General features: G+C 63.9%; 31 protein-coding genes. 20 read left to right on the top strand and 11 right to left on the bottom strand.

The window, feature by feature from the left end:
- Positions 1–8 precede the first annotated feature (8 nt).
- From IC761_RS34115 to IC761_RS34100, 4 genes are all read right to left on the bottom strand, one after another.
- On the bottom strand, positions 9–347 hold the full coding sequence (locus IC761_RS34115; protein ID WP_195800991.1) for an MmcQ/YjbR family DNA-binding protein: 339 nt from the start codon (positions 345–347) through the stop codon (positions 9–11).
- Positions 348–369: 22 nt separating this feature from the next.
- A complete protein-coding gene (gene lepB, locus IC761_RS34110; protein ID WP_195800990.1) occupies positions 370–1,146 on the bottom strand; it encodes a signal peptidase I in 777 nt (258 codons plus the stop codon).
- Entirely contained in the window at positions 1,143–2,570 is a 1,428-nt protein-coding gene (tldD, locus tag IC761_RS34105; RefSeq protein WP_195800989.1) for a metalloprotease TldD, read from the bottom strand. The genes lepB and tldD overlap by 4 nt, the downstream gene beginning before the upstream one ends.
- A gap of 150 nt (positions 2,571–2,720) precedes the next feature.
- On the bottom strand, positions 2,721–3,671 hold the full coding sequence (locus tag IC761_RS34100) for a helix-turn-helix domain-containing protein (protein ID WP_195800988.1): 951 nt from the start codon (positions 3,669–3,671) through the stop codon (positions 2,721–2,723).
- A 315-nt stretch (positions 3,672–3,986) separates the two neighbouring features.
- Between IC761_RS34100 and IC761_RS34095 the strand changes: the two genes are divergently transcribed.
- Together IC761_RS34095 and IC761_RS34090 are read left to right on the top strand one after the other, a co-directional pair.
- Complete coding sequence (locus IC761_RS34095; protein WP_195800987.1) at positions 3,987–5,246, top strand: acyl-CoA dehydrogenase family protein; 1,260 nt, start codon at positions 3,987–3,989, stop codon at positions 5,244–5,246.
- Positions 5,247–5,358: 112 nt separating this feature from the next.
- Complete coding sequence (locus tag IC761_RS34090; protein ID WP_195800986.1) at positions 5,359–5,655, top strand: hypothetical protein; 297 nt, start codon at positions 5,359–5,361, stop codon at positions 5,653–5,655.
- Positions 5,656–5,750: 95 nt separating this feature from the next.
- On the opposite strand, the gene IC761_RS34085 is transcribed toward IC761_RS34090, so the two are convergent.
- Complete coding sequence (locus IC761_RS34085) at positions 5,751–6,311, bottom strand: invasion associated locus B family protein (RefSeq protein WP_438265069.1); 561 nt, start codon at positions 6,309–6,311, stop codon at positions 5,751–5,753.
- A gap of 446 nt (positions 6,312–6,757) precedes the next feature.
- Here IC761_RS34085 and coxB point away from each other — a divergent pair, with 446 nt between their 5' ends.
- The 14 genes from coxB to IC761_RS34015 all read left to right on the top strand — a co-directional run bounded on the left by coxB (position 6,758) and on the right by IC761_RS34015 (position 19,073).
- On the top strand, positions 6,758–7,612 hold the full coding sequence (gene coxB / locus IC761_RS34080; protein WP_195800984.1) for a cytochrome c oxidase subunit II: 855 nt from the start codon (positions 6,758–6,760) through the stop codon (positions 7,610–7,612).
- An 87-nt stretch (positions 7,613–7,699) separates the two neighbouring features.
- On the top strand, positions 7,700–9,325 hold the full coding sequence (gene ctaD / locus IC761_RS34075) for a cytochrome c oxidase subunit I (protein WP_195800983.1): 1,626 nt from the start codon (positions 7,700–7,702) through the stop codon (positions 9,323–9,325).
- 61 nt (positions 9,326–9,386) lie between these two features.
- Positions 9,387–10,331, top strand: a complete 945-nt coding sequence (locus IC761_RS34070; protein ID WP_195800982.1) for a heme o synthase — start codon at positions 9,387–9,389, stop codon at positions 10,329–10,331.
- Between the two features lie 7 nt (positions 10,332–10,338).
- Entirely contained in the window at positions 10,339–10,503 is a 165-nt protein-coding gene (locus IC761_RS34065) for a cytochrome c oxidase system small membrane protein (protein WP_130363571.1), read from the top strand.
- Between the two features lie 6 nt (positions 10,504–10,509).
- Positions 10,510–11,154 (top strand): cytochrome c oxidase assembly protein, encoded by a 645-nt coding sequence (locus IC761_RS34060; protein ID WP_195800981.1) that lies wholly within the window; start codon positions 10,510–10,512, stop codon positions 11,152–11,154.
- 65 nt (positions 11,155–11,219) lie between these two features.
- Positions 11,220–12,077 carry a cytochrome c oxidase subunit 3 gene (locus tag IC761_RS34055; RefSeq protein ID WP_195800980.1) on the top strand — a complete coding sequence of 286 codons (858 nt, stop codon included), beginning with the start codon at positions 11,220–11,222 and terminating at the stop codon, positions 12,075–12,077.
- A 97-nt stretch (positions 12,078–12,174) separates the two neighbouring features.
- Positions 12,175–12,576: a DUF983 domain-containing protein gene (locus IC761_RS34050; protein ID WP_195800979.1), complete on the top strand. Its 402-nt coding sequence runs from the start codon at positions 12,175–12,177 to the stop codon at positions 12,574–12,576.
- On the top strand, positions 12,573–13,337 hold the full coding sequence (locus IC761_RS34045; RefSeq protein ID WP_195800978.1) for an SURF1 family protein: 765 nt from the start codon (positions 12,573–12,575) through the stop codon (positions 13,335–13,337). Before IC761_RS34050 ends, IC761_RS34045 begins: the two co-directional genes overlap by 4 nt.
- Positions 13,338–13,445: 108 nt before the next feature.
- A complete protein-coding gene (locus IC761_RS34040; protein ID WP_195804866.1) occupies positions 13,446–13,811 on the top strand; it encodes a nuclear transport factor 2 family protein in 366 nt (121 codons plus the stop codon).
- A gap of 154 nt (positions 13,812–13,965) precedes the next feature.
- Positions 13,966–14,610, top strand: coding sequence for a response regulator transcription factor (locus IC761_RS34035; protein WP_195800977.1), 645 nt, complete (start codon positions 13,966–13,968; stop codon positions 14,608–14,610).
- Between the two features lie 349 nt (positions 14,611–14,959).
- Positions 14,960–16,378, top strand: coding sequence for a threonine synthase (gene thrC / locus IC761_RS34030; protein ID WP_195800976.1), 1,419 nt, complete (start codon positions 14,960–14,962; stop codon positions 16,376–16,378).
- Complete coding sequence (locus tag IC761_RS34025) at positions 16,375–17,664, top strand: M16 family metallopeptidase (RefSeq protein WP_195800975.1); 1,290 nt, start codon at positions 16,375–16,377, stop codon at positions 17,662–17,664. The genes thrC and IC761_RS34025 overlap by 4 nt, the downstream gene beginning before the upstream one ends.
- A 37-nt stretch (positions 17,665–17,701) precedes the next feature.
- Positions 17,702–18,289: a GNAT family N-acetyltransferase gene (locus IC761_RS34020; RefSeq protein WP_195800974.1), complete on the top strand. Its 588-nt coding sequence runs from the start codon at positions 17,702–17,704 to the stop codon at positions 18,287–18,289.
- Positions 18,290–18,422: 133 nt separating this feature from the next.
- On the top strand, positions 18,423–19,073 hold the full coding sequence (locus IC761_RS34015; RefSeq protein WP_195800973.1) for a hypothetical protein: 651 nt from the start codon (positions 18,423–18,425) through the stop codon (positions 19,071–19,073).
- Between the two features lie 195 nt (positions 19,074–19,268).
- Here IC761_RS34015 and IC761_RS34010 read toward each other — a convergent pair whose 3' ends face one another.
- From IC761_RS34010 to IC761_RS33990, 5 genes are all read right to left on the bottom strand, one after another.
- The gene (locus IC761_RS34010; RefSeq protein WP_195800972.1) at positions 19,269–19,754 is read right to left on the bottom strand and encodes a F0F1 ATP synthase subunit B family protein; all 486 of its coding nucleotides are present in this window, start codon (positions 19,752–19,754) and stop codon (positions 19,269–19,271) included.
- Positions 19,755–19,759: 5 nt separating this feature from the next.
- Positions 19,760–20,323 (bottom strand): F0F1 ATP synthase subunit B family protein, encoded by a 564-nt coding sequence (locus IC761_RS34005; protein ID WP_195800971.1) that lies wholly within the window; start codon positions 20,321–20,323, stop codon positions 19,760–19,762.
- Between the two features lie 62 nt (positions 20,324–20,385).
- Complete coding sequence (locus IC761_RS34000; protein WP_007599451.1) at positions 20,386–20,616, bottom strand: F0F1 ATP synthase subunit C; 231 nt, start codon at positions 20,614–20,616, stop codon at positions 20,386–20,388.
- A gap of 53 nt (positions 20,617–20,669) precedes the next feature.
- Positions 20,670–21,419, bottom strand: coding sequence for a F0F1 ATP synthase subunit A (locus IC761_RS33995; protein WP_195800970.1), 750 nt, complete (start codon positions 21,417–21,419; stop codon positions 20,670–20,672).
- 111 nt (positions 21,420–21,530) lie between these two features.
- Complete coding sequence (locus IC761_RS33990; protein ID WP_195800969.1) at positions 21,531–21,902, bottom strand: AtpZ/AtpI family protein; 372 nt, start codon at positions 21,900–21,902, stop codon at positions 21,531–21,533.
- A gap of 114 nt (positions 21,903–22,016) precedes the next feature.
- Here IC761_RS33990 and IC761_RS33985 point away from each other — a divergent pair, with 114 nt between their 5' ends.
- The 3 genes from IC761_RS33985 to IC761_RS33975 all read left to right on the top strand — a co-directional run bounded on the left by IC761_RS33985 (position 22,017) and on the right by IC761_RS33975 (position 23,390).
- Entirely contained in the window at positions 22,017–22,271 is a 255-nt protein-coding gene (locus IC761_RS33985; protein WP_195800968.1) for a hypothetical protein, read from the top strand.
- 14 nt (positions 22,272–22,285) lie between these two features.
- Positions 22,286–22,783, top strand: coding sequence for a hypothetical protein (locus tag IC761_RS33980; RefSeq protein ID WP_438265068.1), 498 nt, complete (start codon positions 22,286–22,288; stop codon positions 22,781–22,783).
- Between the two features lie 133 nt (positions 22,784–22,916).
- Positions 22,917–23,390: a secondary thiamine-phosphate synthase enzyme YjbQ gene (locus tag IC761_RS33975; protein WP_195800967.1), complete on the top strand. Its 474-nt coding sequence runs from the start codon at positions 22,917–22,919 to the stop codon at positions 23,388–23,390.
- A 67-nt stretch (positions 23,391–23,457) separates the two neighbouring features.
- Here IC761_RS33975 and IC761_RS33970 read toward each other — a convergent pair whose 3' ends face one another.
- Positions 23,458–25,161, bottom strand: a complete 1,704-nt coding sequence (locus tag IC761_RS33970) for an MFS transporter (protein ID WP_246791408.1) — start codon at positions 25,159–25,161, stop codon at positions 23,458–23,460.
- A gap of 308 nt (positions 25,162–25,469) precedes the next feature.
- Between IC761_RS33970 and IC761_RS33965 the strand changes: the two genes are divergently transcribed.
- A complete protein-coding gene (locus IC761_RS33965) occupies positions 25,470–26,141 on the top strand; it encodes a response regulator (RefSeq protein ID WP_195800966.1) in 672 nt (223 codons plus the stop codon).
- Positions 26,142–26,445: the final 304 nt, after the last annotated feature.

Here is a 26,445-nt window from a genome sequence, read left to right as displayed (position 1 = left end):
GACAGATATCACCCCGCATCATACTTCGCCCGCGCCGCCTTCGAGGCCAACGCGCGCCAACGCCGCCGCAGCAACGGCTCGACGATCGCGCGCTTCGCCTTGGACAGGCGGATCAGCACGATCGGATAGTCGGCATAGTGATCGGTGAAATAGAAAATCTTCGGCTGGCTCTCGACCAGCATTGCGCGCTCGTCGACCGGGACATCCGGCATGACCAGGCTGTCGGCATCTTCCTTCAGGCGCGCCAGCATCTTCTTGCGCACCTTCAGCGCCGGCGTGCCGTAGGAGCTGCCGTCCTCGACCTCCGGCCACGTCAGCGCAAACTTTCTGACGTCGTCGAAGGTCATGGATCAAAGCCCTGGGATCAGCTCAGCGCACGGCGGTGAAGAACCGCGCAAGCCGGAAACCGGACAGCCAGGTCCAGACCGGCTGGCCCCGCATGCCGAGATCCCAGGAGCCGAGCACGGCATCCGCGCGTCCGACAAGATTGTCGACCGGCAGGAGGCCGACGCCGCCGGAGCGCAGCGGCACGCGGCTGTCGGCAGAATTGTCTCTGTTATCGCCGAGCACGAAGAGATGTCCAGGCGGAACCTTGACCTCCGGCGTGTTGTCGAGCGGACCGTTGTCGCGCATCTTGAAGATCAGGTGCGACACGCCGTTCGGCAGCGTCTCGACATAGCGGTAGGCGGGCTCGCTGCCGCCATTGTCGTCCTCGGCAGCGCCAACGCCGTCCGGCTTCAGCTCGGCGGGACGATCGTTGATGAAGAGCTGGCCCTGCCGCATCTGGATGCGGTCGCCGGGCAGGCCCACCACGCGCTTGACCCAGGCCTGCGAGCGGTCGCCCGGCCAGCGGAACACCACGACGTCGCCCTGCTTCGGCGTCTCCGCGAACACGCGGCCGGTTTCCGGCAGGTTGATCTGGATCGGCAGCGACGAGGTGCCGTAGCCGTAGGGGAATTTCGAAGCGAGCAGCGCGTCGCCGATCAGAAGCGTCGGCTCCATCGAGCCCGACGGCACGTAGAACGGCTCGGCCAGCGCGCCCTTGGCGATGAACACGGCGGCGACGATGCCGGCGAGCTGCACGAGCTGGCCGCCCCAACTGCTGGTCTTCCGCTTTGCGGTGACTGTTACCTTCTCAACGCTCATGCGCCCGTTCCACCTACCGTAATGCGTTCCATCAAAAGTGAAGGCTGGCCGACGCCAACCGGCACGCCCTGGCCGTTCTTGCCGCAGGTGCCGATGCCGGTGTCGAGCGCGAGGTCGTTACCGATCATGCGGATGCGATGCAAATCGGTCGGCCCGTTGCCGATCAGCATGGCGCCCTTCAGCGGCGCGCCGATCTTGCCGTTCTCGATCTTGTAGGCTTCGGTGCACTGGAACACATATTTGCCCGAGGTGATGTCGACCTGGCCGCCGCCGAAATTCGCGGCGAACACGCCGTTCTTCACCGACGCGAGAATCTCGGCCGGGTCGCGGTCGCCGGCGAGCATGTAGGTGTTGGTCATGCGCGGCATCGGCACATGGGCATAGCCCTGGCGGCGGCCGTTGCCTGTCGGCCTCATGTTCATCAGCCGCGCGTTCTGGCGGTCCTGCATATAGCCGACCAGGATGCCATCCTCGATCAGCACGGTGCGATTGGTCGGTGTGCCCTCGTCGTCGATCGACAGCGAGCCGCGGCGCGAGGCAATGGTGCCGTCGTCGACCACGGTGACACCCTTGGCTGCGACCTGCTGGCCCATCAGGCCGGCAAAGGCAGACGTCTTCTTGCGATTGAAGTCGCCCTCGAGGCCGTGGCCGACCGCTTCATGCAGCATCACGCCGGGCCAGCCGGCCCCCAGCACGACATCCATCTCGCCGGCGGGGGCGGGAATCGATTCCAGATTGACCAGCGCCTCGCGCAGCGCGCCGTCGGCGGCATCGCGCCAGTTCTTGCTTTCGATGAACTCGGCATAGCCGGCGCGGCCGCCATAGCCCTTGCTGCCGCTCTCCTGGCGATCGCCCTGGCCGGCGACGACGGAGACGTTGACGCGCACCAGCGGACGGATGTCGCGATAGCTCTCGCCGTCGGGCCGCAGGATCTCGACCACCTGCCAGGTTGCGCCCAGGCTGACGCTGACCTGCCGCACCCGCGGATCCTTGTCGCGCAGATAGGCGTCGATCTCGGCGAGCAGTTTTACTTTTGTCTCGAAGCCCGGGGCATCGAGCGGGTTGTCGTCGCCATAAAGGCGCACATTGGTGTGTGGGGGCGGGGCCGCAAAGCTGCCGGAATAGCCGCCGCGGACGGCCGCGACTGCATCGGCCGCGCGAATCAGCGCCGGCAGCGACACGTCGGAGGAATGCGCATAGCCGACCGCATCGTCCTTGACGGCGCGAAGCCCAAAACCCTGCGAGGTGTCGTAGGTCGCCTGCTTCAGCCGCCCATTGTCGAACATCAGCGCTTCGGTCTGGCTGTATTCCAGGAACAATTCGCCGTCGTCGGCGCCGGCAAGCCCGCGCGCGACCTCGTGGCGAACCTGGTCGCGGTCGAGATTGGCACGGTCGAGCAGGGAGGTTGTGGCAGGGTTGGTCATTCATAAGTCCGCATTGGAGGATGGGAACCAAGATAATGGTTTCGCCAGCGTTCGGCGAGGGGGCCGGCCGTCACATTACTGAAACGACATGATCGAAAGGAGGGAGTTCCTCAACCCGTATCGGGGCGATACGGCGGCAATGGGGCTCGTTTATAGATCCGGCCGCGACAAATGCCGATATTCGCGGGGCGAGGACCCAAATCGTTTCCGAAAGCAGTGATTGAAATGGGACACATCGTTGAAGCCCGATGACAACGCGATTGAAGAGATGGGACTATCGGGCAGGCGCAATAGCTCCGCCGCGCAGAGCTCGAGCCGCCGGCTCCGAACGTACCCTCCGAAGGTCATCTCGGCCGTTTCGAACACGCGGTGCAGATAGCGCTGCGAGATCCCGAACCGGCGGCAGGTCGTTTCAACTGACAGCGCCGGGTCGTGCAAGTGAGCTTCGATGAACTTCAGGATCGCGGCAAGAAGCGCGTGACGCGCCGAATCGGCAGCAGATTCCGATGTCTCGGTGCTTGCGCCGAGCGAGAGTGCGACGAGCTCGGCGATCATGTTTGCAACCGATTTCCCGGCGGCGGGCGGAATGGCGGTCGAGCACTGGAGGACCGATTGCAGGAAATTGACCGCGAGCAAGCCCATCGGCGTTTCCCGCGATACGCGCACCGCCGTTTGCCGCGCCGGATCCTTCAGCAGCGGCTCGAGCTTTCGCTTCGGAACTCTGAACGAATAGATTTCGAGATCGGATCGATAGTCGAGATCATAAGGTTCGGTCGAGTCGACGATGTAAAACTCGTTCGGCCGGATCAAGGTCTCCCGCCCCCGCTGTCGGGCAATGACGTCACCTTTGATCTGCATGTTGACGAAGTAGTATTCGAGCGGGGTCTTTCTGATCTCGGGCTTGTCCCTGATCACCCGGTGTTCTTCGGTCAATAGCCGCGTGACGTTAACTTCGGAGACGAGGTCGGCTGCAACGCTGCCCGAAAAGGCGCCGCCGCTCTTGCGGCTCGGATTGAGCGTGATGAATGCCTCGCAGAGCACCTCGCGCCAATAGCCGAATTGCTGCTCGGTTGGAACGTCCAGCGTCGACCAGAATGGCATTATCGCACCCCGCAGCAAGGAGGCTCGACCGGGCTAGTCTCGCGTAGTCAAAAAGTCTTGGGCCAAGTTCCATCCCGGTCAAGTCCAAAAAACCACTTGCTCTTGCCTGCTTTTTGGACGGCGCGGTTCTTGGAAGGGTGAGGACTTCTCGCTACGCCGGCGCACAAGCTGCGCGGAATAGACAGCCGGCCTGACCTTGATCGTCGCGACATCGGCAAGCGTGCAGCGACGGACAATCGTTTTGTCACTGCTGCCCAAGTCAAGGCACGCGGAACGGCGGAAGAATGGACCCTCTGCAACCTGATGGAGGGACTTATGGGTATCGATTTTACGCTGAGCGAAGGACAGATCGCATTGCGGGATGGCGCGCGCGCCTTCGCGCAGACCGTTCTCAGGGACGTCCGAAAGACGATCCGCCAATATGACAAGCCTGCCGACCGCTTCTACGCCACGCGGCCCTTCCACAAGCAAGCGGTGGACGCAGGCTTCGTGAAGGGGCTGCTTCCGAAGGAGGTCGGCGGGACGGACATTTCGACCCTCGACTTCGCGGTCGCCGCCGAAGAGCTTGCGGCCGTTGACGTCAACGTGCCCAGCACGATGCTGGGGACCGGTCTCTGCGTCAAGCCGGTGATCTACTTCGGGACCGACGAGCAAAAGAAGCGCTTTCTTCCCGACTTCGTCGAAGACGGAACGCGGCTCGGCGCGCTGGCCTTTACTGAAGTCACCGGCGGCGCAAATTTCGACGCTGCCGATCCCCGTGTCGGCGTTCGCACCTTCGCGATCAGGGAAGGCGACGAATGGGTGATCAACGGCGAGAAGCATTACACGACCAATGGCACCGGCTGGGATGGCAAGGGCTGCCATCTCTACGCCGTGGTCTGCCGGACCGATCCGACCAAGGGAGCCAGGGACGCGCTTGCCGTGATCATGGTGCCGGGAAGCGCGCCGGGTATCCAGGTGACCGGGATTCTCGACACTGTCGGCCATCGGGCGACCATTTCGCCGCGGATGAAGTTCGAGAATGTCCGTGTGCCCGCGGGCAACATCCTGGGCAAGCCCGGTGACGGCATCAAGATCGTGTCGACGAATTTCGCCTGGACAGCGGCGCTGATTGGCGCCGCCTGTGTTGGCGTCATGCGCGCTGCCTTCGACCACGCACTGGATTTCGCCAGGAAGGACGCGCGATCCGGACCGCACCCGATTATCGACTATCCGACCGTCGGATATATGCTGGCCGACATGAAGATGAGGATAGAAGCCTGCCGCTACCTGACCTGGAAATCCTGCCAGCAATACGATCTCTCCGGCGGGGCCGACCAGGAGCTTGCGGTGATGACCAAGGTGTTCTGCTCCGAAACATGCGTCGACGTCGTCTATGATGCGATGCGCCTGGTCGGGGTGGACAGCTACACCGACATGCACCCGTTGGCGGAGCTCATGAACGACGCGATGTGCTTCCCGCTTTACGACGGTGGCAATATGGGGGCCCGGCGCCGGCAATTGCACAGCATTATCAAGGATCCCGCCTACGATTCGCACTCAGCTCCCTATGGCGGCGGCAGGCCGAGCGCGTAACGCGAGAACTGGAGGCGGCGCCGGGGCGCCGCTTCCAGCCGATCCGGTTAAACCGGAATTCAGCCTTTCGGCCTATACGGTGCGTGCCCCGCCATTGCGCGAGAATGGACGCATGTGGAATGCCATCGCGCCCCTGCTCGAGTTTGTCGATCGCTATCACGGCCTGATTATCGGCTTCGCGGCGCTGGCTGCGGTCCTGCTCCTCAATCAGCTGATCTACCGCCGCAGCTGGACCTCCTACCCCACCCGCGAAGATTATCTCGCAGCCCACCCCGGCTGCGCCACCGCGGACGGCGTCGTCTGCGACCGCTGCCGGCAGAAGGCATCAAGCATGCCGGTGAAGGGCGCCGGCCGCATCTACCGCTGCGCGTGGTGCGAGACGGATCTGTATCGGGTGGATCGCGGGTGAATCCGGCCAGGCCGCTTGTGCGGCCTTGCGCGCTGTCGTCGACCAAGGGCAGGCTGCCATCGAGACTTATCAGACCAGGTCAGCCCTGCCGTGCCCTAAGGCAGCTTGTCATACCCATCGCCGAGCCCGTTCAGGCTGAGCGGGAAGCCGATGCCTTCTTCTGGCGTCTCGAAGATGATGAAGGTCGCGGTCTTGGCGCTCCGGAGCTGGCCGAGCAGCTTGTCGTCCATCACGACCTCTGCGACGCAGCCATTGGGCAGGCAGCGGACGAAGCCGGCGCGGCCGACGTCCTGGTTGTCGAGCTTCAGCCCGAGGCCGGAGGGCAGCAGCACGCCGAGGGGGGCGACCACGCGCATCAGGCGGCTCTTCTGGTCGGCGGTCTTGAGCACGATGACGGTGAGACCGGCATTCGAGCGGTCTTCCGCCACCACGCTCTGGATCAGGGCGCATTGCTCGGCCTGGGCGCCCGGCGGCGTGTCGCAGCGGATCTGCCAGTCGCCATGGACGGAGCGCACCGCGCCCTGCGCATGGGCGGGGATTGGAAAGGCAAGGACTGGCAAGGCAAGGAGAACGGCGGCGGCCAGGAGGCCGATCAGGGCGTTGAAGCTGTTAGCCGGCCTGATAACCGATCTTGCCATGCATCTCGAAAGCCCCATCGGGGTCGGTCCCTCTGCTCGCTTGGGTCGCTCGCGCTGGCGGACTGATACGGGAATGACGGCATCTTGAAGGCAATTCCCAAGCAAATTCCGCGCCGTCTCGACCGTCATCGCCGGCGCGAATCAGGTTCCTGCGCGGCCTTCTGCCTGTGCCTACAGCGGGCAATTCCGCTGTCAAGCCGCAGCATCCCGGGAAGCGGTATTTTTGTCTGATGTTGCAGGGAAATATCTTGCGGGTGATCGATGGCTGAGGGGCTCAAGACTGCATTGCGATAGATCAAGAATTATGGTTTGAGAGGCTTGATTTCGGCGTTTGAGCGATCTGGCCCCAATTCCTCTTAGAGGCATTCTTGCGTGGCGGCTTGTCGGACGGGCGGATCGAATAAGCGTTTCCCAAAAATAGGGGAATGCACCTGGGGTGATTTCGTAAGGGGAGCGCGAACGGCATGAGGATGTCGATGGGTCGGGTGGGCCGGCATTTGCTGGGATTGGCCACCATCGCCTTGGTGGCGGTTGGCGTGACGCTGGCGACGGGCGGGGTGGCATTCGCCGAGCTCGGGCAGCCGGAGCCGTGGGAATGGCACCTTCAGGCCTCGGGGTCCCCGGTAATGGACAACATCGTCTGGTTCCACGACTTCCTGTCCTGGCTCATTATCGCGATCACGCTGTTCGTGCTGGTGCTGCTGGTGATCGTGGTCGTGAAATTCAACGCGAGGGCCAACCCGGTGCCGTCGCGGACCACCCACAACACGCTGATCGAGGTGGCGTGGACCCTGGTTCCGGTGCTGATCCTGGTTGGCATCGCGGTGCCGTCGTTCCGCCTGCTGTTCCTCGAGCTCGACGTGCCGAAGGCGGACCTGACCATCAAGGCGACCGGGAAGCAGTGGTACTGGTCCTACGCCTACCCGGACAACGGCAAGTTCGAGTTCGACTCGCTGCTGGCCCAGGACAAGCAGCCCCGCCTGCTCGGTGTCGACAACGAGATGGTGGTGCCGGTCAACAAGGTGATTCGTGTTCAGGTCACCGGCGCGGACGTCATCCACGCCTTTGCGCTGCCGGCCTTCGGCGTCAAGATCGACGCCATTCCGGGCCGGCTGAACGAGACCTGGTTCAAGGCCACCAAGACCGGCATGTTCTACGGACAGTGCTCGGAATTGTGCGGCAAGGACCATGCCTTCATGCCGATCGCGATCCGCGTCGTGGAGGACCAGGAGTTCGCCTCCTGGGTTGAATCGGCGAAGAAGAAATATGCGAGCGGCGGCACCAGCACTTTCGCCTCCGCAGCCGGCCCGACGCAATAAGCGCCGGGCGACGGCTTGAGGGACTGAAAGCGACATAAAGGGCGGGACCACACAAGGTCCGCATGGGACGCAAGGCAGGATTTGAAAATGGCAACGAGCGCAGCGGCACACGGCGATCACGCCCAAGACCATGGACATGACGAGCACGCCCATCCGACCGGATGGCGGCGCTATGTCTATTCGACCAACCACAAGGACATCGGCACGATGTACCTGATCTTCGCGGTCATTGCCGGCATCATCGGTGCCGCGATGTCGATCGCGATCCGTGCCGAGTTGATGTATCCGGGCGTGCAGATATTCCACGAAACGCACACCTATAACGTGTTCGTGACCTCCCACGGCCTGATCATGATCTTCTTCATGGTCATGCCGGCGATGATCGGCGGCTTCGGCAACTGGTTCGTGCCGCTGATGATCGGTGCGCCGGACATGGCGTTCCCGCGCATGAACAACATCTCGTTCTGGCTCTTGCCGGCCTCCTTCGCGCTGCTGCTGTGCTCCTCCTTCGTCGAGGGCGAGCCCGGCGCCAACGGCGTCGGCGCCGGCTGGACCATGTACGCGCCGCTGTCGAGCTCAGGCCATCCCGGCCCGGCCGTCGACTTCGCGATCCTCTCGCTGCATCTGGCGGGTGCCTCCTCGATCCTCGGCGCCATCAACTTCATCACCACCATCTTCAACATGCGCGCGCCGGGCATGACCCTGCACAAGATGCCGCTGTTCGTGTGGTCGATCCTGGTCACGGTGTTCCTGCTGCTGCTGTCGCTGCCGGTGCTCGCCGGCGCGATCACCATGCTGCTCACCGACCGCAATTTCGGCACCAGCTTCTTCGCGCCCGACGGCGGTGGCGATCCCGTGCTGTTCCAGCACCTGTTCTGGTTCTTCGGCCATCCCGAGGTGTACATCCTGATCCTGCCCGGCTTCGGCATGATCAGCCAGATCGTCTCGACCTTCTCGCGCAAGCCCGTGTTCGGCTATCTCGGCATGGCCTACGCCATGGTCGCGATCGGCGGCATCGGCTTCGTGGTGTGGGCGCACCACATGTACACGGTCGGCATGTCCTCGGCGACGCAGGCCTATTTCGTCGCCGCCACCATGGTGATCGCGGTGCCGACCGGCGTAAAAATCTTCTCGTGGATCGCCACGATGTGGGGCGGCTCGATCGAATTCCGCGCCCCGATGATCTGGGCGGTGGGCTTCATCTTCCTGTTCACGGTCGGCGGCGTCACCGGCGTCGTGCTGGCGAATGCCGGCGTCGACCGCGTGCTCCAGGAGACCTACTACGTCGTCGCGCACTTCCACTACGTGCTGTCGCTCGGCGCGGTGTTCGCGATCTTCGCCGGCTGGTACTACTGGTTCCCGAAGATGTCGGGCTACATGTACAACGAGACGCTGGCCAAGGCGCATTTCTGGTTCACCTTCGTCGGCGTGAATCTCGTGTTCTTCCCGCAGCACTTCCTCGGCCTGTCGGGGATGCCGCGCCGCTATGTCGACTATCCCGACGCGTTCGCGGGCTGGAACCTGATCTCCTCGATCGGCTCCTATATCTCCGGCTTCGGCGTGCTGATCTTCCTCTACTGCGTGCTCGACGCCTTCATGAAGAAGGTCCCGGCGGGCGACAATCCCTGGGGCGCTGGCGCGACCACGCTGGAGTGGACGCTGCCCTCGCCGCCGCCGTTCCACCAGTTCGAAGTGCTGCCCCGCGTGCAGTAAGCAAAACCCCGCGGCGCCCGTGACGGGCGCTGCGGCTCTATCACGAAGCGAGTAGGTTTAAGTGTCCGTCCTCGATCAGAATGCCATCGACCTCAATCCCCGGATCTCCGAAGCGGAGGTCGGCGATTACATCGCGTTGTTGAAGCCGCGGGTGATGTCGCTCGTGATCTTCACCGCGCTGGTCGGGATGGCCATGGCGCCGGGGCATTTCCACCCGGTGCTCGCGATCACCTCGCTGCTCTGCATCGCCGTCGGCGCCGGTGCCTCCGGCGCACTCAACATGGCGCTCGAGGGCGACATCGACGCGAAGATGTCGCGCACGGCGAACCGTCCGATCCCGCGCGGCCGCATCACCCGTCCCGAGGCCACGGCGTTCGGCATGACGCTCGCCTTCTTCTCGGTGATGACGCTCGGCATCCTCGTCAACTGGATCGCGGGCGCGCTGCTCGCCTTCACCATCTTCTTCTACGTCGTGATCTACACGATGGGCCTGAAGCGCTGGACCGCGCAGAACATCGTGATCGGCGGCGCCGCCGGTGCGCTGCCGCCGGTGGTCGCGTGGGCCGCGGTGACCGGCACGGTCGACGTCGAGCCGCTGCTGCTGTTCGCCATCATCTTCTTCTGGACGCCGCCGCACTTCTGGGCGCTGGCGCTGTTCCGCTCCGACGATTACGCGCGGGCCGGCATTCCGATGCTGCCCAACGTCGCCGGCCCCGACGCGACGCGCCTCCAGATCCTGCTCTACACAATCGTGCTGATCGCAGTCGCCGCCGCGCCATGGGCGCTCGGCTATTTCGACGCCGTCTACGGCATCGTCTCGCTGATCCTCGGTGCCGGCATGCTGGTGCTCGCCACCAACGTCTATATCCGTCGCGAGCGCAGCCAATCGCTGCGCGCGACGCGAAAGCTGTTTGCCTTCTCCATCCTTTATCTGTTCGCGCTGTTTGCGACCCTGCTGGCCGAGGTCATGGTCCGGGCGCTTGCTCCGATGGTTGGGGGCGCATGAGGCTGGGATGGCTGACAAACCCGAGCCAGATGGAATCGTCCTCACCGAGGCGCAGCAGAAAAGCCGTCGCCAGCGCTCGATCGCGATCGCGCTCGCGCTCGGTGTTCTCGTCGTGCTGTTTTTCGCCGTCACCATGGTCAAGGGACCAGCGGTTTTAGTTCGGCCGATGTAGGGGAAGATGGATCAGAAGCCGACCATATCGCAGGATCAGAGCCGGACGGCCAGGAAGGGCCTCGGCCGCGATGTGCTGGTCGCTTCGATCTGCGGCGGCGTGGTCGCGTTGATGGTCGGAGCGTCCTACGCCGCGGTGCCGTTCTACAACTGGTTCTGCCGCGCCACCGGCTTCAACGGCACGACCCAGGTCGCCACCTCGGCGCCTGCCACCGGCCCGATCGCACGCAAGATCGCGGTGCGCTTCGATTCCAACGTCGCGCCCGGCCTGCCCTGGAAGTTCGAGCCTGAGCAGACCGAGGTCGAGGTCAATATCGGCCAGGTCACCACGATCTATTACACCGTGACCAACCAGGCCGCGCGCACCACCTCAGGGCAGGCCGCCTACAACGTCGCGCCGCTGACGGTCGGGTCGTATTTCCAGAAGATCAACTGCTTCTGCTTCACCGAGCAGACCATGGCGCCTGGCGAGAAGCGCGAGATGCCGGTGGTGTTCTACGTCGATCCGTCGATCGTCGACGATCACGACAATGACGGGCTCAGCACCATCACGCTGTCCTACACGTTCTATCCGGTGAAGGATCCGGTGGTGAAGCCGCTCGCATCCGGCGATGACAACAAACGCAAGGGAAATCTCCAGCCGCCGGGTTGACGCTCAGGGGTTGGACTAAGGGGATAAGTGCCTGATAGGCACGGGATTGAGGAGAGAGACCGCAAATGGCAACCGCGCAAGGCAAGCACCACGACTACCATCTGGTCGATCCCTCTCCGTGGCCCGTGGTCGGATCCATCTCGGCCTTTATCATGGCGGTCGGCGCGATCGGCTGGATGCATCACATGTACTCGGCTGCGCCGATCGTGTTCGGCATCGGCACCGTCGGCGTGCTCTACACCATGGCGAGCTGGTGGGGCGACGTGATCAAGGAAGCCCAGTACAAGGGCGACCACACCCGCGTCGTGCAGATCAGCCATCGCTACGGCATGATCCTGTTCATCGCCTCCGAGGTGATGTTCTTCGTCGCCTGGTTCTGGGCCTATTTCAACGCGGCGCTGTTCCCGGCCGATCCCGTTCATGCGACCCGCGAAGCCCTGTTCGGCGGCGTATGGCCGCCGAAGGGTATCGAGACGTTCGATCCCTGGCATCTGCCGCTGCTCAACACGCTGATCCTGCTGACGTCGGGCACCACGGTCACCTGGGCGCACCATGCGCTGCTCGAGAACGATCGCCAGGGCCTGAAGTATGGCTTGATCCTCACCATCCTGCTGGGCGCGACCTTCACCTGCGTGCAGGCCTATGAGTACAGCCACGCGGCGTTCTCGTTCGCGGGCAACGTCTACGGCGGGACCTTCTTCATGGCGACCGGTTTCCACGGCTTCCACGTGCTGGTCGGCACGATCTTCCTGATCGTGTGCCTGGCGCGTGCCTATGCCGGCCATTTCTCGCCGACCCAGCACCTCGGCTTCGAGTTCGCCGCCTGGTACTGGCACTTCGTCGACGTGGTCTGGTTGTTCCTGTTCCTCTGCATCTATGTCTGGGGACACGGCGCCGAGACCATGGCGCACGGCGCGCACTGAGCCGCGACAGATCAATCGGGAAAGGGCGGCCACAAGGCCGCCCTTTCGCTTTTCATTGGGCGAGGCTTCGGCCGAAATTGTGCTAGATTCGAATGCAATGAATGACATCGACGGCACGCCCGAGCCCCAGATCACCGTCCTGCAAAGCGCACTGCGCGGGCTTGCCTGCAAATGCCCGCGCTGTGGTGATGGCAAGCTCTATGCGGGCTTCCTGACGCTCGCTCCCGCCTGCGAGCGCTGCGGTCTCGACTATGCCTTCATCGATGCCGGCGATGGCCCCGCGATCTTCATCATCATGCTGGCCGGCGCGATCGTGGTCGGCTGCGCGCTTGTCGTCGAGGTCAAGTACCAGCCGCCGTTCTGGCTGCATGCGGTGCTGTGGTTTCCGTTGATCCTCGCCACCACACTGTTGCCGCTGCGTGCCATGAAGTCGCTGCTGATCGCGCTGCAATTCCACCACAAGGCGGCTCCCGGCCGGCTGGTCGACCGCGCGAAATGAACGAGACCGTGCGCAAGCCACGTGTGGCCGGCTTCGCGCTGTTCACGCTGCTCCTCACCGCGGTCTTCGTCGCGCTTGGCGTCTGGCAGTTGCAGCGGCGGATCGCCAAGCACGAGCTGATCGCTGCGTTGACCGAGCGTCTAGCGGACGCACCGGTCGCGCTGCCGCCGCCGGCGCAATGGGCCATGCTGACGCCCGCGCGCGACGAATTTCGCCGCGTCAGCTTCATCGCGACCTATGCGGCGTCGCCGGATGCGATGGTCTATTCCTCCGGTTCCGCCGTACGCAAGGATGCCTCCGGCCCAGGCACCTGGGCCTTCCTGCCGGCGCATCTCGCGAGCGGCGAGATCGTCGTGATCGACGCGGGCTTCGTCGAGAACAGTATGCAGGATCGCAGCGTCGAGGATCGCGCGGTGAAGAAGCTCGTCACCGGCGCGCCCGTCGCGCTCACCGGCTATCTGCGTTTTCCGGAAGCACCAAGCCTGCTCACGCCGGCGGAGAGTCGCGACAAGCGGCTGTGGTTCGTGCGCGATCAACTGGCGATCGCAAGCGCGCTCGGCTGGGGCGCCGTCGCACCATTCTACGTCGATCTCGAAAAGCCGGTGCCAGAAAACGGCATTCCGCGTCCGGGTGCGCTCGACGTGAATCTGAAGGACGATCATCTGCAATATGCGATCACCTGGTTCGCGCTCGCGTTCGCCGTGCTGATCGCATTTTTCGTTTGGGTGCGAGGACGACGCCAAGGCGGAGCGAGTCCGTAAGTTCCCGGAGGGAACCCGCAATTGTCCGGGCTTTATTGTTCAGCACATATTCACGAGGGTGATCCTAAGCCGCGCTCAATTCTTTCTGCGGCAGACAGGATTCTTGGCGTGCGTGATTTTGATCAGATGGGACTTGTTATCGATTGGGTGGATGCCTGCCGCAGAGGCGACCTCGCGACTCTGCTCGACCTCTATGCCGAGGATGGTCAGGTGGAATGCAGTTGCAATGGCACGCATCTCTATCGCGGACGGCGTGAACTCGAAACCTATTGGGGACCGCGGCTTGCCGCTTTCTCGTCGGCGGGCTTTGGCCTCGAAGAGATCAATCCCGTGCCCGATGGCGTCGATCTCGAATATTCCGTTGCCGGCGAGTTGCGTATTCGCGCCACGTTCCGCTTCGGTCCGGAAGGCAAGATTCACAGCACGCTTTGCGAACCAGCACGACAGAGCCCGCCGGATCACGGTTGCTGCTAGCGAAATGGCGGCCTGACCTGCGTAAGGCATCCCTGCCGTGCGGCCTGTCGCGCCTAGCAGGGCCTCCACATTAGGCTAATTCTAGCTCGGTTCGGTTTTTCGTGCTTTCCATTTATTCCCGTTCGCTTATCTGTTGGGAGAGCGAGCAAGAACAATGCAAGACACAGTCAAGCCGGCCACCCGCCTGTTGATCGTCGACGATCATCCCGTCGTTGTGTTTGGTTGCCGATCATTGTTTGCCTCCGACAATTCGATTCGGATCGACGAAGCCAGCGACGCCAAATCCGGTCATCGCGCTTTCGTCAGCAAGCGCCCCGACGTCACCGTCATCGACATCACATTGCCAGACGTTTCCGGGTTCGAGTTGATGCGGCGGATCCGCAAGGACGACCCGGACGCGAAGATCATCATGTTCAGCACCAATGATGATCCGGCTCTTGTCGTCAGGGCCGTGGAGATGGGCGCGCAAGGCTATGTCTCGAAGGGCGACGATCCCAAGATACTCGTGAAGGCGGTACGCAAGGTCGCTGCCGGCGACAATTTCATCTCGCCGCAGCTCGCGGAAGCCGTCACGTTCTCCGGCGCCGCGATCAAGGCCAATCCGGCCTCGCAGATGACGCCGCGCGAGCTCGAGATTCTCCGCCTGCTCGGGCGCGGCAACAAGATCGTCGAGGTCGCCGAGGCGCTCGGCATTTCCTACAAGACCGTCGCCAACACGACATCCCTGCTCAAGCAGAAATTAGGGGCCAAGAACCATTCCGACCTGATCCGGATCGCGGTGGAAATCGGGATGAACTGACATCCGTCAGGGATCGCACCGCCTGATGCGTATCGGGAAAAACAGGAACAAAGGTCGGCGCGCGCGGTTTTGGCCTTGACGATTCCGTGACAGGCGACGAAAGCTTGGACGAACAGTTCAGCGGGTGGCGTCCCGAACGAAGCAAACCGGTCTGCACACATCAACGACAGACCTTCCAAGAGAAGGGCTGCGGCTTCGCCGCAGCCCTTTTTCGTCGGGTCGGAAGCGGTTTCCCGATGCGGTAAAACCCTCTATGGTGCCGGAAGCGCCTCTGGCGGCGACCTAGGAACATCGTAAAATCAAAGGCTTAAGGCTCGGACTCAGGCCGGGCGGGCCTTTGGAGGGTAGTTTGACTCGTTATATCTCGACCCGGGGCGAGGCCCCCGAGCTTGGCTTCTGCGACGTGATGCTGACCGGGCTTGCCCGCGACGGCGGTCTCTACGTGCCGGCGACCTGGCCGCTTCTGTCGGCTGAGACGATCGCCGGCTTCTTCGGCCGCCCCTATTGGGAGGTCGCGGTCGACGTGATCCGTCCTTTCGCCGGCAGCGAGATTTCCGACGCCGAGCTCGGCCGCATGGCGAACGAGGCTTATGCCACCTTCCGTCATCCGGCGGTGGTGCCGCTGCGCCAGATGTCGCCGCATCAGTTCGTGCTTGAGCTGTTTCACGGTCCGACGCTCGCCTTCAAGGACGTGGCGATGCAGCTGATCTCGCGGCTGATGGACCATGTGCTGGCCAAGCGTGACCAGCGCACCACCATCGTGGTCGCGACCTCCGGCGACACGGGCGGCGCCGCGGTCGAGGCCTTTGCCGGGCTTGAGAATGTCGACCTCGTCGTGCTGTTTCCGCACAAGCGCATCTCCGAGGTGCAGCAGCGGATGATGACGACGACGGGCGCCGCCAACGTCCACGCGCTGGCGATTGAAGGCAATTTCGACGATTGCCAGGCGCTGGTGAAGGGGATGTTCAACAACCACCGCTTCCGCGATGCAACCTCGCTGTCCGGCGTCAATTCCATCAATTGGGCGCGCATCGTTGCGCAGGTGGTCTACTACTTCACCTCAGCTGTCGCCGCCGGTGCGCCGGCGCGTGCGGTGGACTTCATCGTGCCGACCGGAAATTTCGGCGACATTTTTGCCGGCTATGTCGCCAAGCGCATGGGGCTGCCGGTGCGCACCCTGCGCATCGCCGCCAACGTCAACGACATCCTGGCGCGCACGCTCAAGACCGGCATCTACGAGGTGCGCGAGGTGCACGCCACCGCGTCGCCCTCGATGGACATCCAGATCTCCTCGAATTTCGAGCGGCTGCTGTTCGAGGCCGGCCGGCGCGATGCGGCCGGCGTGCGCCGGCTGATGGAGCAGCTGAAACAGTCCGGGCGCTTCGTGCTGCCGGATGCGACGCTCGCCGCCATCCGCGAGGAATTCGATGCCGGGCGCGCGGATGAGACCGAGACCGCGGCTGCGATCCGGGCCGCCTGGCGCGAGGCCGGCGAGCTGGTCGATCCTCATACCGCGGTGGCGCTCGCCGTCGCTGATCGCGATACCACCGACACCACCGTGCCCAATATCGTGCTTTCGACCGCGCATCCGGCGAAATTCCCGGATGCCGTCGAGGCCGCCTGCGGCCAGCGGCCGCAACTGCCGGCCTGGCTCGACGGTCTGATGACCAAATCCGAACACATGAAGGTGATGAAGAACGATCAGGCCGAGGTCGAGCGGTTCGTGCTGTCGGTCAGCCGCGCCGCAAAACAGGGAGTTGCCGGATGAGCGTCGAGATATCCAAGCTTGCGTCCGGCCTGACCGTCGTCACCGACAATATGCCTCATCTCGAGACCGCCGCACTCGGCGTCTGGGCCGGCGTCGGTGGCCGCGACGAGAAGCCGAACGAGCACGGCATCTCACATCTGCTCGAGCACATGGCGTTCAAGGGGACGACCGGGCGCTCCTCGCGCGAGATCGTCGAAGAGATCGAGGCGGTCGGCGGCGACCTCAATGCCGGCACCTCGACCGAGACCACGTCCTACTATGCCCGGGTGATGAAGGCCGACGTGCCGCTGGCGCTCGATGTGCTCGCCGATATCCTCGCCAATCCCGCCTTCGAGCCGGACGAGCTCGAACGCGAGAAGAACGTCATCGTGCAGGAGATCGGCGCCGCCCAGGACACGCCGGACGACGTCGTGTTCGAGCATCTCAACGAGCTCTGCTATCCCGATCAGCCGATGGGCCGCTCGCTGCTCGGCACCGCCAAGACGCTGCGTGGCTTCAACCGCGACATGCTGCGCGGCTACCTCTCGACGCATTACCGCGGGCCCGACATGGTCGTTGCGGCCGCCGGCGCCGTCGATCATAAGCAGGTCGTGGCCGAGGTCGAGCGACGCTTCGCGAGCTTCGAGGGAACGCCGGGGCCGAAGCCGCAGGCGGCCATGTTCGGCAAGGGCGGCGCCAAGGTGGTGCATCGCGAGCTCGAGCAGGCGCATCTGACGCTGGCGCTCGAAGGCGTGCCGCAGACCGATCTGTCGCTGTTCTCGCTCCAGGTCTTCACCAACATCCTCGGCGGCGGAATGTCGTCGCGGCTGTTCCAGGAAGTGCGCGAGAAGCGCGGCCTCTGCTACTCGATCTACTCGTTCCACGCGCCCTATACCGATACCGGCTTCTTCGGCCTCTACACCGGCACCGATCCTGCCGACGCGCCGGAGATGATGGAAGTCGTGGTCGACATCATGAATGATTCCGTGGAAACGCTGACCGAGGCCGAGATTGCGCGGGCCAAGGCGCAGATGAAGGCCGGGCTGTTGATGGCGCTGGAGAGCTGCTCGTCGCGTGCGGAGCAGCTCGCCCGCCACGTGCTGGCCTATGGTCGGCCGCAGACGGTGCAGGAGCTGGTGGCCCGGATCGACGCCGTCAGCGTCGAATCGACCCGCGATGCCGCGCGTGCGCTGCTTTCGCGCAGCCGCCCTGCGGTTGTCGCATTGGGCAGTGGCAGGGGTCTGGACACGGCGGTGTCTTTTGCGGAAGGATTGACCCGGGCGCGCGCCAAGGCGCGGCTGCATTAGGAGCCGCGCACGGGCGACCGCCCCGGGAAGCATCACCATGGCCCTCTTTCGCCTGCCATCCAGTGGACCTGCCGCCCTCGCGCCGCGCGGCAACGGACTTTTGCTGAGGGCGCCGCAGATGTCCGACTTTTTGCAGTGGGCACATCTGCGCGAGAGCAGCCGCGACTACCTGACGCCCTGGGAGCCGATCTGGCCTTCGGACGACCTCACCCGCTCCGGCTTCCGCCGCCGCCTGCGCCGCTATTCCGAGGATATCGCGGCGGACCGCTCCTATCCCTTCCTGATCTTCCGCGAGCTCGACAGCGCCATGGTCGGCGGCATCACGCTCGCCAATGTCCGACGCGGCATCGTCCAGGCCGGCACCATCGGCTACTGGGTCGGCCAGCCCCATGCCCATCGCGGCTACATGACGGCGGCGCTTCGGGTGCTGCTGCCGACGCTGTTCGGCGAGCTCAATCTGCACCGTGTCGAGGCCGCCTGCATCCCCACCAATTCGCCGTCGATCCGGGTGCTGGAGAAATGCGGCTTCTCCCGCGAGGGCCTGGCGCGCCGCTATCTCTGCATCAACGGGGTCTGGCAGGATCATTTGCTGTTCGGCCTGCTGCACGAGGATTTCCGCGGCTAGGCCGGGCCGTGTATGCGGCCAAAGTCGGTTTTGTCCCGCCTTGTTTTCCTGCCTTGGGATCGCCGATTTTGACGATATAACCCGCTGGCCGGCCGGCGATTGGCCGGGATATTGTCACGGAGTACAGGCGTTCATGAAGGAGCTTCGCTCGTTGCGGAAGGCGTTGCGGCGGGGGTCGGCGATCGCGCTGGCGCTGTCGGTTTCGCTTGCGGCCGTCTCGCCGGTCGGGGCGCAGTCGCTGACCGACCGCTTCAAGAGCCTGTTCGGCGGCAAGTCCGACGAGCCAGCCCAGCCGAAGCCGGCGCCCGCGCCGGGCCAGCCGGCCGATGACGACATCGATTGTCCCCAGGTCACGGTGCGCGCAGGCGCCTCCACCTTTGGGGTCGGGGCGACGGGCAAGCCGGCGGTCGGCAATGACGTGCGTTACCAGGCCTCCATCACCAAGATGGCGCGCGAATGTATCCGCAATGGCGCCGAGATCACCGCGCGCATCGGCATCCAGGGCCGCGTCATCGCAGGCCCGGCCGGAGCGCCTTCCACGGTCGAGGTGCCCCTGCGTGTCGCCGTGGTGCTGGGCGGCGTCGGCGAGAAGGTGATTGCCTCGAAGGCCTACCGGACCACGGTCGAGATGTCGGAAGGCGGCAGCGTGCCGTTCACCTTCGTCGCCGAGGACCTGACCTATCCGGTGCCGTCGGCTGCGACCGCCGATTCCTATGTCTTCTACGTCGGCTTCGACCCGCAGGCGCTGTCGCCCGAGCCGAAGGCACGAGGGAAGAAGAAATAGGTCTCGTGCCCCGGACGCGGCGCAGCGCGTAGCGGTGCGATGCAGAGCCGGGGCCCAGAAGCCGTGGATGTATGGGTCCCGGCTCTGCGTCGCGTCATTTCATGCCGCACCGCGTCCGGGACACGAGAGTCTTTCAGACAATAAAAAAGCCGGCGTTCATCGCGCCGGCTTTTTGATTGATGTGGCCTTTCGTCCTCAGTTCAGCTTCTGCCGAACCTCGGTGATGCCCTTGGCGAGCAGGTCGTCGGCGACCTGGCCCTTGACCGACTGCGACAGGATCGTGGAAGCCGCCGTGACGGCCGCTTCCGCGGCCGCGGCGCGGACGTCGGCCAGGGCCTGGGCCTCGGCAAGCGCGATCTTGCTCTCCGCGGTCTTGGTGCGGCGGGCGACGAAGTCTTCCATCTTCGCCTTGGCCTCGGTCGCGATGCGCTCGGCTTCGGTCTTGGCGTTGGCGATGATGTCGGCAGCCTCGCGCTCGGCCAAGGCGCTGCGCGCCTTGTAGTCAGCGAGCACCTTGGCGGCCTCCTGCTTGAGGCGCGTCGCGTCGTCGAGCTCGGCCTTGATGCGCTCGGCGCGCTTGTCGAGCGCCGACATCGCCGACTTGAACACCCCGAGATAGCCGAACACGACCATCAGGATCACGAAGGCGATGGCGACCCAGGTTTCAGGATCGAAGAACATGTCGACTAACCCTTCAAGGACGCATCAACGGCGGCATTGACCGACGTCGCATCCGGAACGACACCGGTGAGCTGCTGCACGATGGTGCCTGCCGCATCGGCCGCGATGCCGCGGACGCTGCTCATGGCGGTTGCGCGGGTCGAGGCGATGGTCTTTTCCGCCCCGGCGAGCTTGGCCGCCAGCTGCTCTTCCAGGACCTTGCGCTCGGCTTCCGCCTGCGCATTGGCCTTCTCGCGGGATTCGTTGCCGATCGCCTGTGCCCGCGTGCGCGCCGAAGCGAGCTCGCCTTCATAGGCCTTCAGCGCCGAGTCGGACTGGTCCTTCAGCGTCTGCGCCTCAGCGAGGTCGCCCTCGATCTTGTTCTGACGCGCCTCGATCGCGCCGCCGACGCGCGGCAGAGCGAGCTTGGACACGACCACGTAAAGAACGACGAAGAAGATCGCGAGCGACACCAGCTGTGAAGCGAAGGTGCTGCTCTCGAACGGCGGAAAGCCGCCACCGTGACCGCCTTCGGTCTCGGTGTGGGCGCCTGCCGCGGGACCTTTTGCGCCGCCATGACTCTCAGCCATGGAGATCTCCTGTTGCTGTCATGCGCGCCGCTTCGGTCGAAGCGACGCGAAGAACGTCGTCCTCAGAGCGGAACGAACAGCAGCAGCAGCGCGATCAGCAGCGAGAAAATGCCGAGCGCTTCGGTCACGGCGAATCCGAAGATCAGGTTGCCGAACTGGCCCTGAGCGGCCGACGGGTTGCGAACGGCTGCGGCGAGGTAGTTGCCGAAGATCACGCCCACGCCGACGCCCGCACCGCCCATGCCGATGCATGCGATGCCCGCGCCGATAAGTTTTGCTGCTGCCGGATCCATTTTAGACTCCTTGGAAGAAAGATTGGGTTTTGGGTGGAAATTCCCCGGACCGCTCAGTGTCCCGGATGAATGGCGTCGTTGAGGTAGATGCAGGTCAGGATCGCAAACACATAGGCTTGCAGGAACGCGACCAGGATCTCGAGGGCGTACAGCGCGGTGGTGAGCGCCAGTGGCAGCACCCCGCCGACCCAGCCGATCGCGCCGAGCGAGAAGCCGAGCATGGCGACGAAGCCCGCGAACACCTTCAGCGCGATGTGGCCGGCCAGCATGTTGGCGAACAGACGGACGCTGTGAGAGACCGGCCGCAGGAAGAACGACAGGACCTCGATGAACATCACCAGCGGCAGGATGTAGCCGGGGACACCGTGGGGCACGAAGATCGAGAAGAATTTCAGACCGTTCTTGGCGACGCCGTAGATCAGGACGGTGAAGAAGACCAGGAGCGCGAGCGCAGCCGTCACGATCAGATGGCTCGAGATCGTGAAGGTGTAGGGGATGATCCCGATCAGGTTCGAGACGCAGATGAACATGAACAGCGAGAAGATCAGCGGGAAGAATTTCATGCCTTCCGCGCCGGCGGTCGAACGGATCGTCGACGCGACGAACTCGTAGGAGATTTCGGCGACCGACTGGAGGCGCCCGGGAACCAGCTGGGTCCCGCTCGCCAGCATCAGCAGCGAGATGACCGCCACGGCGATCAGCATGTAGAGCGATGAATTGGTGAAGGCGATCGTCTGATTGCCGATATGGCCGATCGTGAAGAGAGGCTCGATGTTGAACTGGTGGATCGGATCGATTTTCATCGGCGCGGCATCTCTTGGTCTGCCGGGCGATGCCGGCTGGTCTCGGTCTGCCGGCCGGGCCGGCCCGCACCGGCAAAGCCGGCACGATCATTCCTCTCCTGTGCGGATCGCTTAAGAACCACCGCGCCTTTGACCCGCGCCCGCCGTTCTCACCACGTTCACCACGCCGGCCACGAAGCCCAGCAGCAGGAACACGATAAATCCGAAAGGCGACGTCGACAGCAAGCGGTCGAACCCCCAGCCAATCCCCGCCCCGACAACGACCCCGGCGACCAACTCAGAGGATAACCGAAAACCAAGCGCCATCGCCGAGGCTCTGGCCGCTCCGTCTCCACTGTCACCTGTGGGTTGCTCGGTCTTGATGTGGCGGCCGCGTAATTCGGACAACCGCTGATCAAGATTTCCGAGCCGTTCGGAAAGCGCAGCTTCCTCGGGCGATCTATCGCGATCTCCATTCTCGCCGTGTCCCGTGCCTTGAGCCATGCCACGAAGACCCGAAACGCTGCGGTTGAATGGAAATTACGCCCGCCACCCTCAAAAGCCGCGCGGACCATACTGACCGCTCATAATCAAGTCAAGCCAAGTCACGATTGCGTCGTGTTCTTCTATGTATATGATTTCATTGATAATATCGTCGTACTGGCGGGCGCTGCACACAGCGTGACGCCGCACCGCAGCAGCCGTCTGCGCGATCCGCCGATGTGGTCGACATTTCGCCGCGCCGCCGGGATCAAAGGGGGCGGCGCAATTGTTGATTTCGCGAACGCGCTTTTGGCGGCGGATTTGGCGGACGGAGCAATACGCCTTTGCCCGTGCGGGTGTAGAATCCCGGAATGTGCCACCAGCGCGTAGTGGCGGAGAGTGCGATGAGACCTCTAGCGGTTGCGGCCTTGGCCGCAGTGATGATCACCAGCGGCGGGCTCGTCGCCGCGCAATCCGCGCCCGACAGCGAAAACGGCCGCTACAGCATGACGCCGATCCCCGAAGGCGTGCTGCGGCTCGACACCCGCACCGGCACGGTCTCGACCTGTACCAAGAACGATTCAGGCTGGGCCTGCTATGCCGTCCCCGACGAACGCTCCGCGCTCGATGCCGAGATTGGCCGGCTTCAGGCCGAGGTCGAGAGGCTGAAGGAGCAGGTCGCCGCGGGGCCGACCGTGTCGGGCAAGATCGACGAGGCGCTGCCGAAATCCGACCCGTTGAAGAAGGCCGAGCCGAAAATCGCCGAGGGCGATCGCAAGATCGAGATCCCGCTGCCGAGCGATCAGGACATGGATCGCGTGATGTCGTTCCTGGAAAAGGCCTGGCGGCGCCTGATCGACATGGCCAACCGCGTGCAGAAGGACGTGTCGGGGAAGATTTAGGTCTTGGCGAGGTGCCGTAGGGTGGGCAGAGGCGTTCTTACGCCGTGCCCACCACCTTGATCTTGTCGTGCGGATTCGTGGGCACGCTTCGCTTTGCCCACCCTACGACAGCTTTCGAGTTGAGAGACCTTTCATGACATCTGCCAAATCCATCACGCGCTCGGCGCCATCGTCGGTGCAAGCCACCACGATCGTATCGTCACTACTCACCGTGCAGACGCCCGGCCGCGGTTTCACCGATCTCACCAGCGAAGTTGCCAAGTTCATCAACGAGGCCCGCGCCCGCGACGGTGCGCTGACGCTGTTCATCCGTCACACCTCGGCCTCGCTGACGATCCAGGAAAACGCCGACCCTTCGGTGCTGGTCGATCTCGCCACCGCGCTGTCGCGCCTCGCACCGGAGAGCGCGCCCTGGACTCATGACACCGAGGGGCCGGACGACATGCCGGCGCACGTCAAGACGATGCTGACGGCGACGTCGCTGCATGTGCCGGTGATCAATGGCGCGCTCGCGCTCGGCACCTGGCAGGCGATCTATCTGGTCGAGCATCGCGCGCGACCGCACCGGCGCGAAATCGTGCTGCAATTTATCGGCGGCAATTCGTAACACCCCAAAAGCAAACCGGCCGCGGATCGCTCCGCGGCCGGCTTTTTGTCCAGATCGTGCGAGGCGATCAGGTCTTGGTGATGTCGACGTCCTTGGTCTCGGGGACGAAGAGGAAGCCGACCACCGCCGTGATCGCCGCGAAGACGACCGGGTACCACAGGCCGGAATAGATATCGCCGGTCGATGCGGTGATCGCGAAAGCGGTCGCGGGCAGAAGGCCGCCGAACCAGCCGTTGCCGATATGATAGGGCAGCGACATCGAGGTGTAGCGGATGCGGGTCGGGAACAGTTCGACCAGCATCGCCGCGATCGGGCCGTACACCATGGTGACGTAGATCACGAGGATGAACAGCAGACCGATGAGCGCCGACACCTGCGGACGGAAGATGTCGAACGGGTTCGACATCTTGACGATGCCCGCGTCACCCGGCTTCGGATAGCCGGCCGCCTGCACCGCCGCGGTGATCGCGGGGTTCGACGTCTTGGCGTCCGTGTAGGGGACTTCCTTGTCGTTGACGACAATCTTCACCGCGCCCGCTGGTCCCGGAACCGTCGCGTACTTCACCGACGACTGCGCGAGGAAGGCGCGCGCCGTGTCGCAAGGCGCCGTGAAGACGCGCGTGCCGACCGGGTTGAACAGATCGCCGCAGCCTGCGGGATCCGCCACCACCTGCACCTTCACCGATTCATAGGCCTTTTCCAGCGCCGGATTGGCGTTGGTCGAGATCATCTTGAAGATCGGGAACAGGGTCAGTGCGCCGATCAGGCAGCCTGCCAGGATGATCGGCTTGCGGCCGATCCGGTCGGACAGCGCGCCGAACACCAGGAAGAAGCCGGTGCCGAGCAGCAGCGACCAGGCGATCAGGAGGTTGGCGGTGTAGCCGTCGACCTTCAGGATCGATTGCAGGAAGAACAGCGCGTAGAACTGGCCGGTGTACCAGATCACCGCCTGGCCCATGGTCAGGCCGAGCAGCGCCAGGATCACGATCTTGGCGTTGCTCCAGGTGCCGAAGGCTTCGGTCAACGGCGCCTTGGAGCCCTTGCCCTCGTCCTTCATGCGCTGGAACACCGGCGATTCGTTCAGGCGTAGACGGATCCAGACCGAGATGCCGAGCAGCAGCACCGACACCAGGAACGGAATGCGCCAGCCGCCCCAATAGGAGCCGGGCGCGCCTGCGAAGGCAGCCTCGCCGGTTGCGGAACGGGTGAACAGAATCACCAGCAGCGACAGGAACAGGCCGAGCGTCGCAGTGGTCTGGATGAAGGAGGTGTAGTAGCCGCGCTTGCCCTGCGGCGCATGCTCGGCGACGTAGGTCGCCGCACCACCATACTCACCGCCGAGCGCGAGGCCTTGCAGCAGACGGAGGCCGATCAGGATGATCGGCGCCGCGATGCCGATCTGTGCGGCGCCGGGCAGCAGGCCGACGATGAAGGTCGACAGACCCATGATCAGGATGGTGACGAGGAAGGTGTACTTGCGGCCGACGATGTCGCCGACGCGGCCGAACACGATCGCGCCGAACGGGCGGACCAGGAAGCCTGCCGCAAAGGCCAGCAGCGCGAAAATGTCGCGCGTGGCCTGGTCGAACATCGGCTTGCCGTCGGCGCCGGCGATGGTGAAGAATTGCGTGCCGATGATGCCGGCCAGCGACCCGTAGAGATAGAAATCGTACCACTCGAAGACGGTGCCGAGTGACGATGCGAGGATGACGAACCGCTCATCCTTCGTCATGCCGCCGGATCGTACCGACGTTGCAGCCATTGTGGACATCGTGAATGCGCTCCCCGAATTTCGTTTCCTCGCGTCCCAACTGTCCGGACAGGGCCCGGATCAATCTGGGTCTTGCCCCCAAGGTAACATCGGCGTGAAACTCGCCCCAATACGACTTTCGGCCTTGCGCACCGACGCGCAACTGACCGTGCCGAACTAAAGTGCAGCGCGGCGGAACGGGGTGGCGGATTAACCCCTTTCCCGCAAAGGAATAATGTGCCCTTGCATGCCACGGCCGGTCGGGGAAGAATTGACCGCGGCGCCGGTCCGGCCTACTGCCCCCGGTTGCGCACGACAGCAAGAGATCGATGAACGCTCCCTCCACCCATCTCATCATTGCCGATGATCATCCGCTGTTCCGCGATGCGCTGCGGCAGGCGGTGGCGGGCGTCCTGAGCACGGCGAAGATCGACGAGGCCGGATCGTTCGAGGATCTGACGAAACTGCTGGAGCAGACCTCCGACGTCGACCTGATCCTGCTTGACCTCTCGATGCCCGGCATCTCCGGCTTTTCCGGCCTGATCTATCTGCGCGCGCAATATCCGGCGATCCCGGTCGTCATCGTCTCGGCCTCCGACGACAGCGCCACGATCCGCCGCTCGCTCGATTTCGGCGCCTCCGGCTTCATCCCGAAGCGGTTCGGCGTCGAGACGCTGCGCGACGCCATCCTCAAGATCATGGAGGGTGACGTCTGGGTTCCTGCCGACACCGACCTGTCGGCTGCCGCCGATCCCGACATGACCCGCCTGCGTGACCGCCTGGTGACGCTGACGCCGCAGCAGGTGCGGGTGTTGATGATGTTGTCGGAGGGACTGCTGAACAAGCAGATCGCCTACGAGCTCGGCGTTTCCGAGGCGACCATCAAGGCCCATGTCTCGGCGATCCTGCAAAAGCTCGGCGTCGAGAGCCGGACCCAGGCCGTGATCGCGGCCGCGAAGATCGCCGGCGGCCAGTGGAAGCAGGGCACGCCGACGGGGTAGTCTCTCTCGCTGCGATCGCGCCTTCCTTGGAGGCTTGCACGACCGTGCATTCGCGCCGCGCCGTTTGCTGAGTTTTGCTTCGATCCCAAGCCTTTGATCCCAAGCCTTGGATCCCAAGCCTTGGATCCCAAGCCTTGGATCCCAAGCCTTGCGACGATGGCATCATACCCCTGTTTTGCCCGACGGGGCAACAGAATTTCGTAAAATCAGCAATCGCTTGATTTATCTGAAGTCAGCTACTGTGCATGGGGTTGTTTTCGCCATTTTGTTTCGCGCCTTGGTTGGACGCAGACCGCGAAGCTAC

Source organism: Bradyrhizobium commune, assembly GCF_015624505.1.
Taxonomy (GTDB): Bacteria; Pseudomonadota; Alphaproteobacteria; order Rhizobiales; family Xanthobacteraceae; genus Bradyrhizobium; species Bradyrhizobium commune.
The sequence above is the reverse complement of the archived record's forward strand: the minus strand, read 5'-3'. Positions and strand labels throughout refer to the sequence as shown.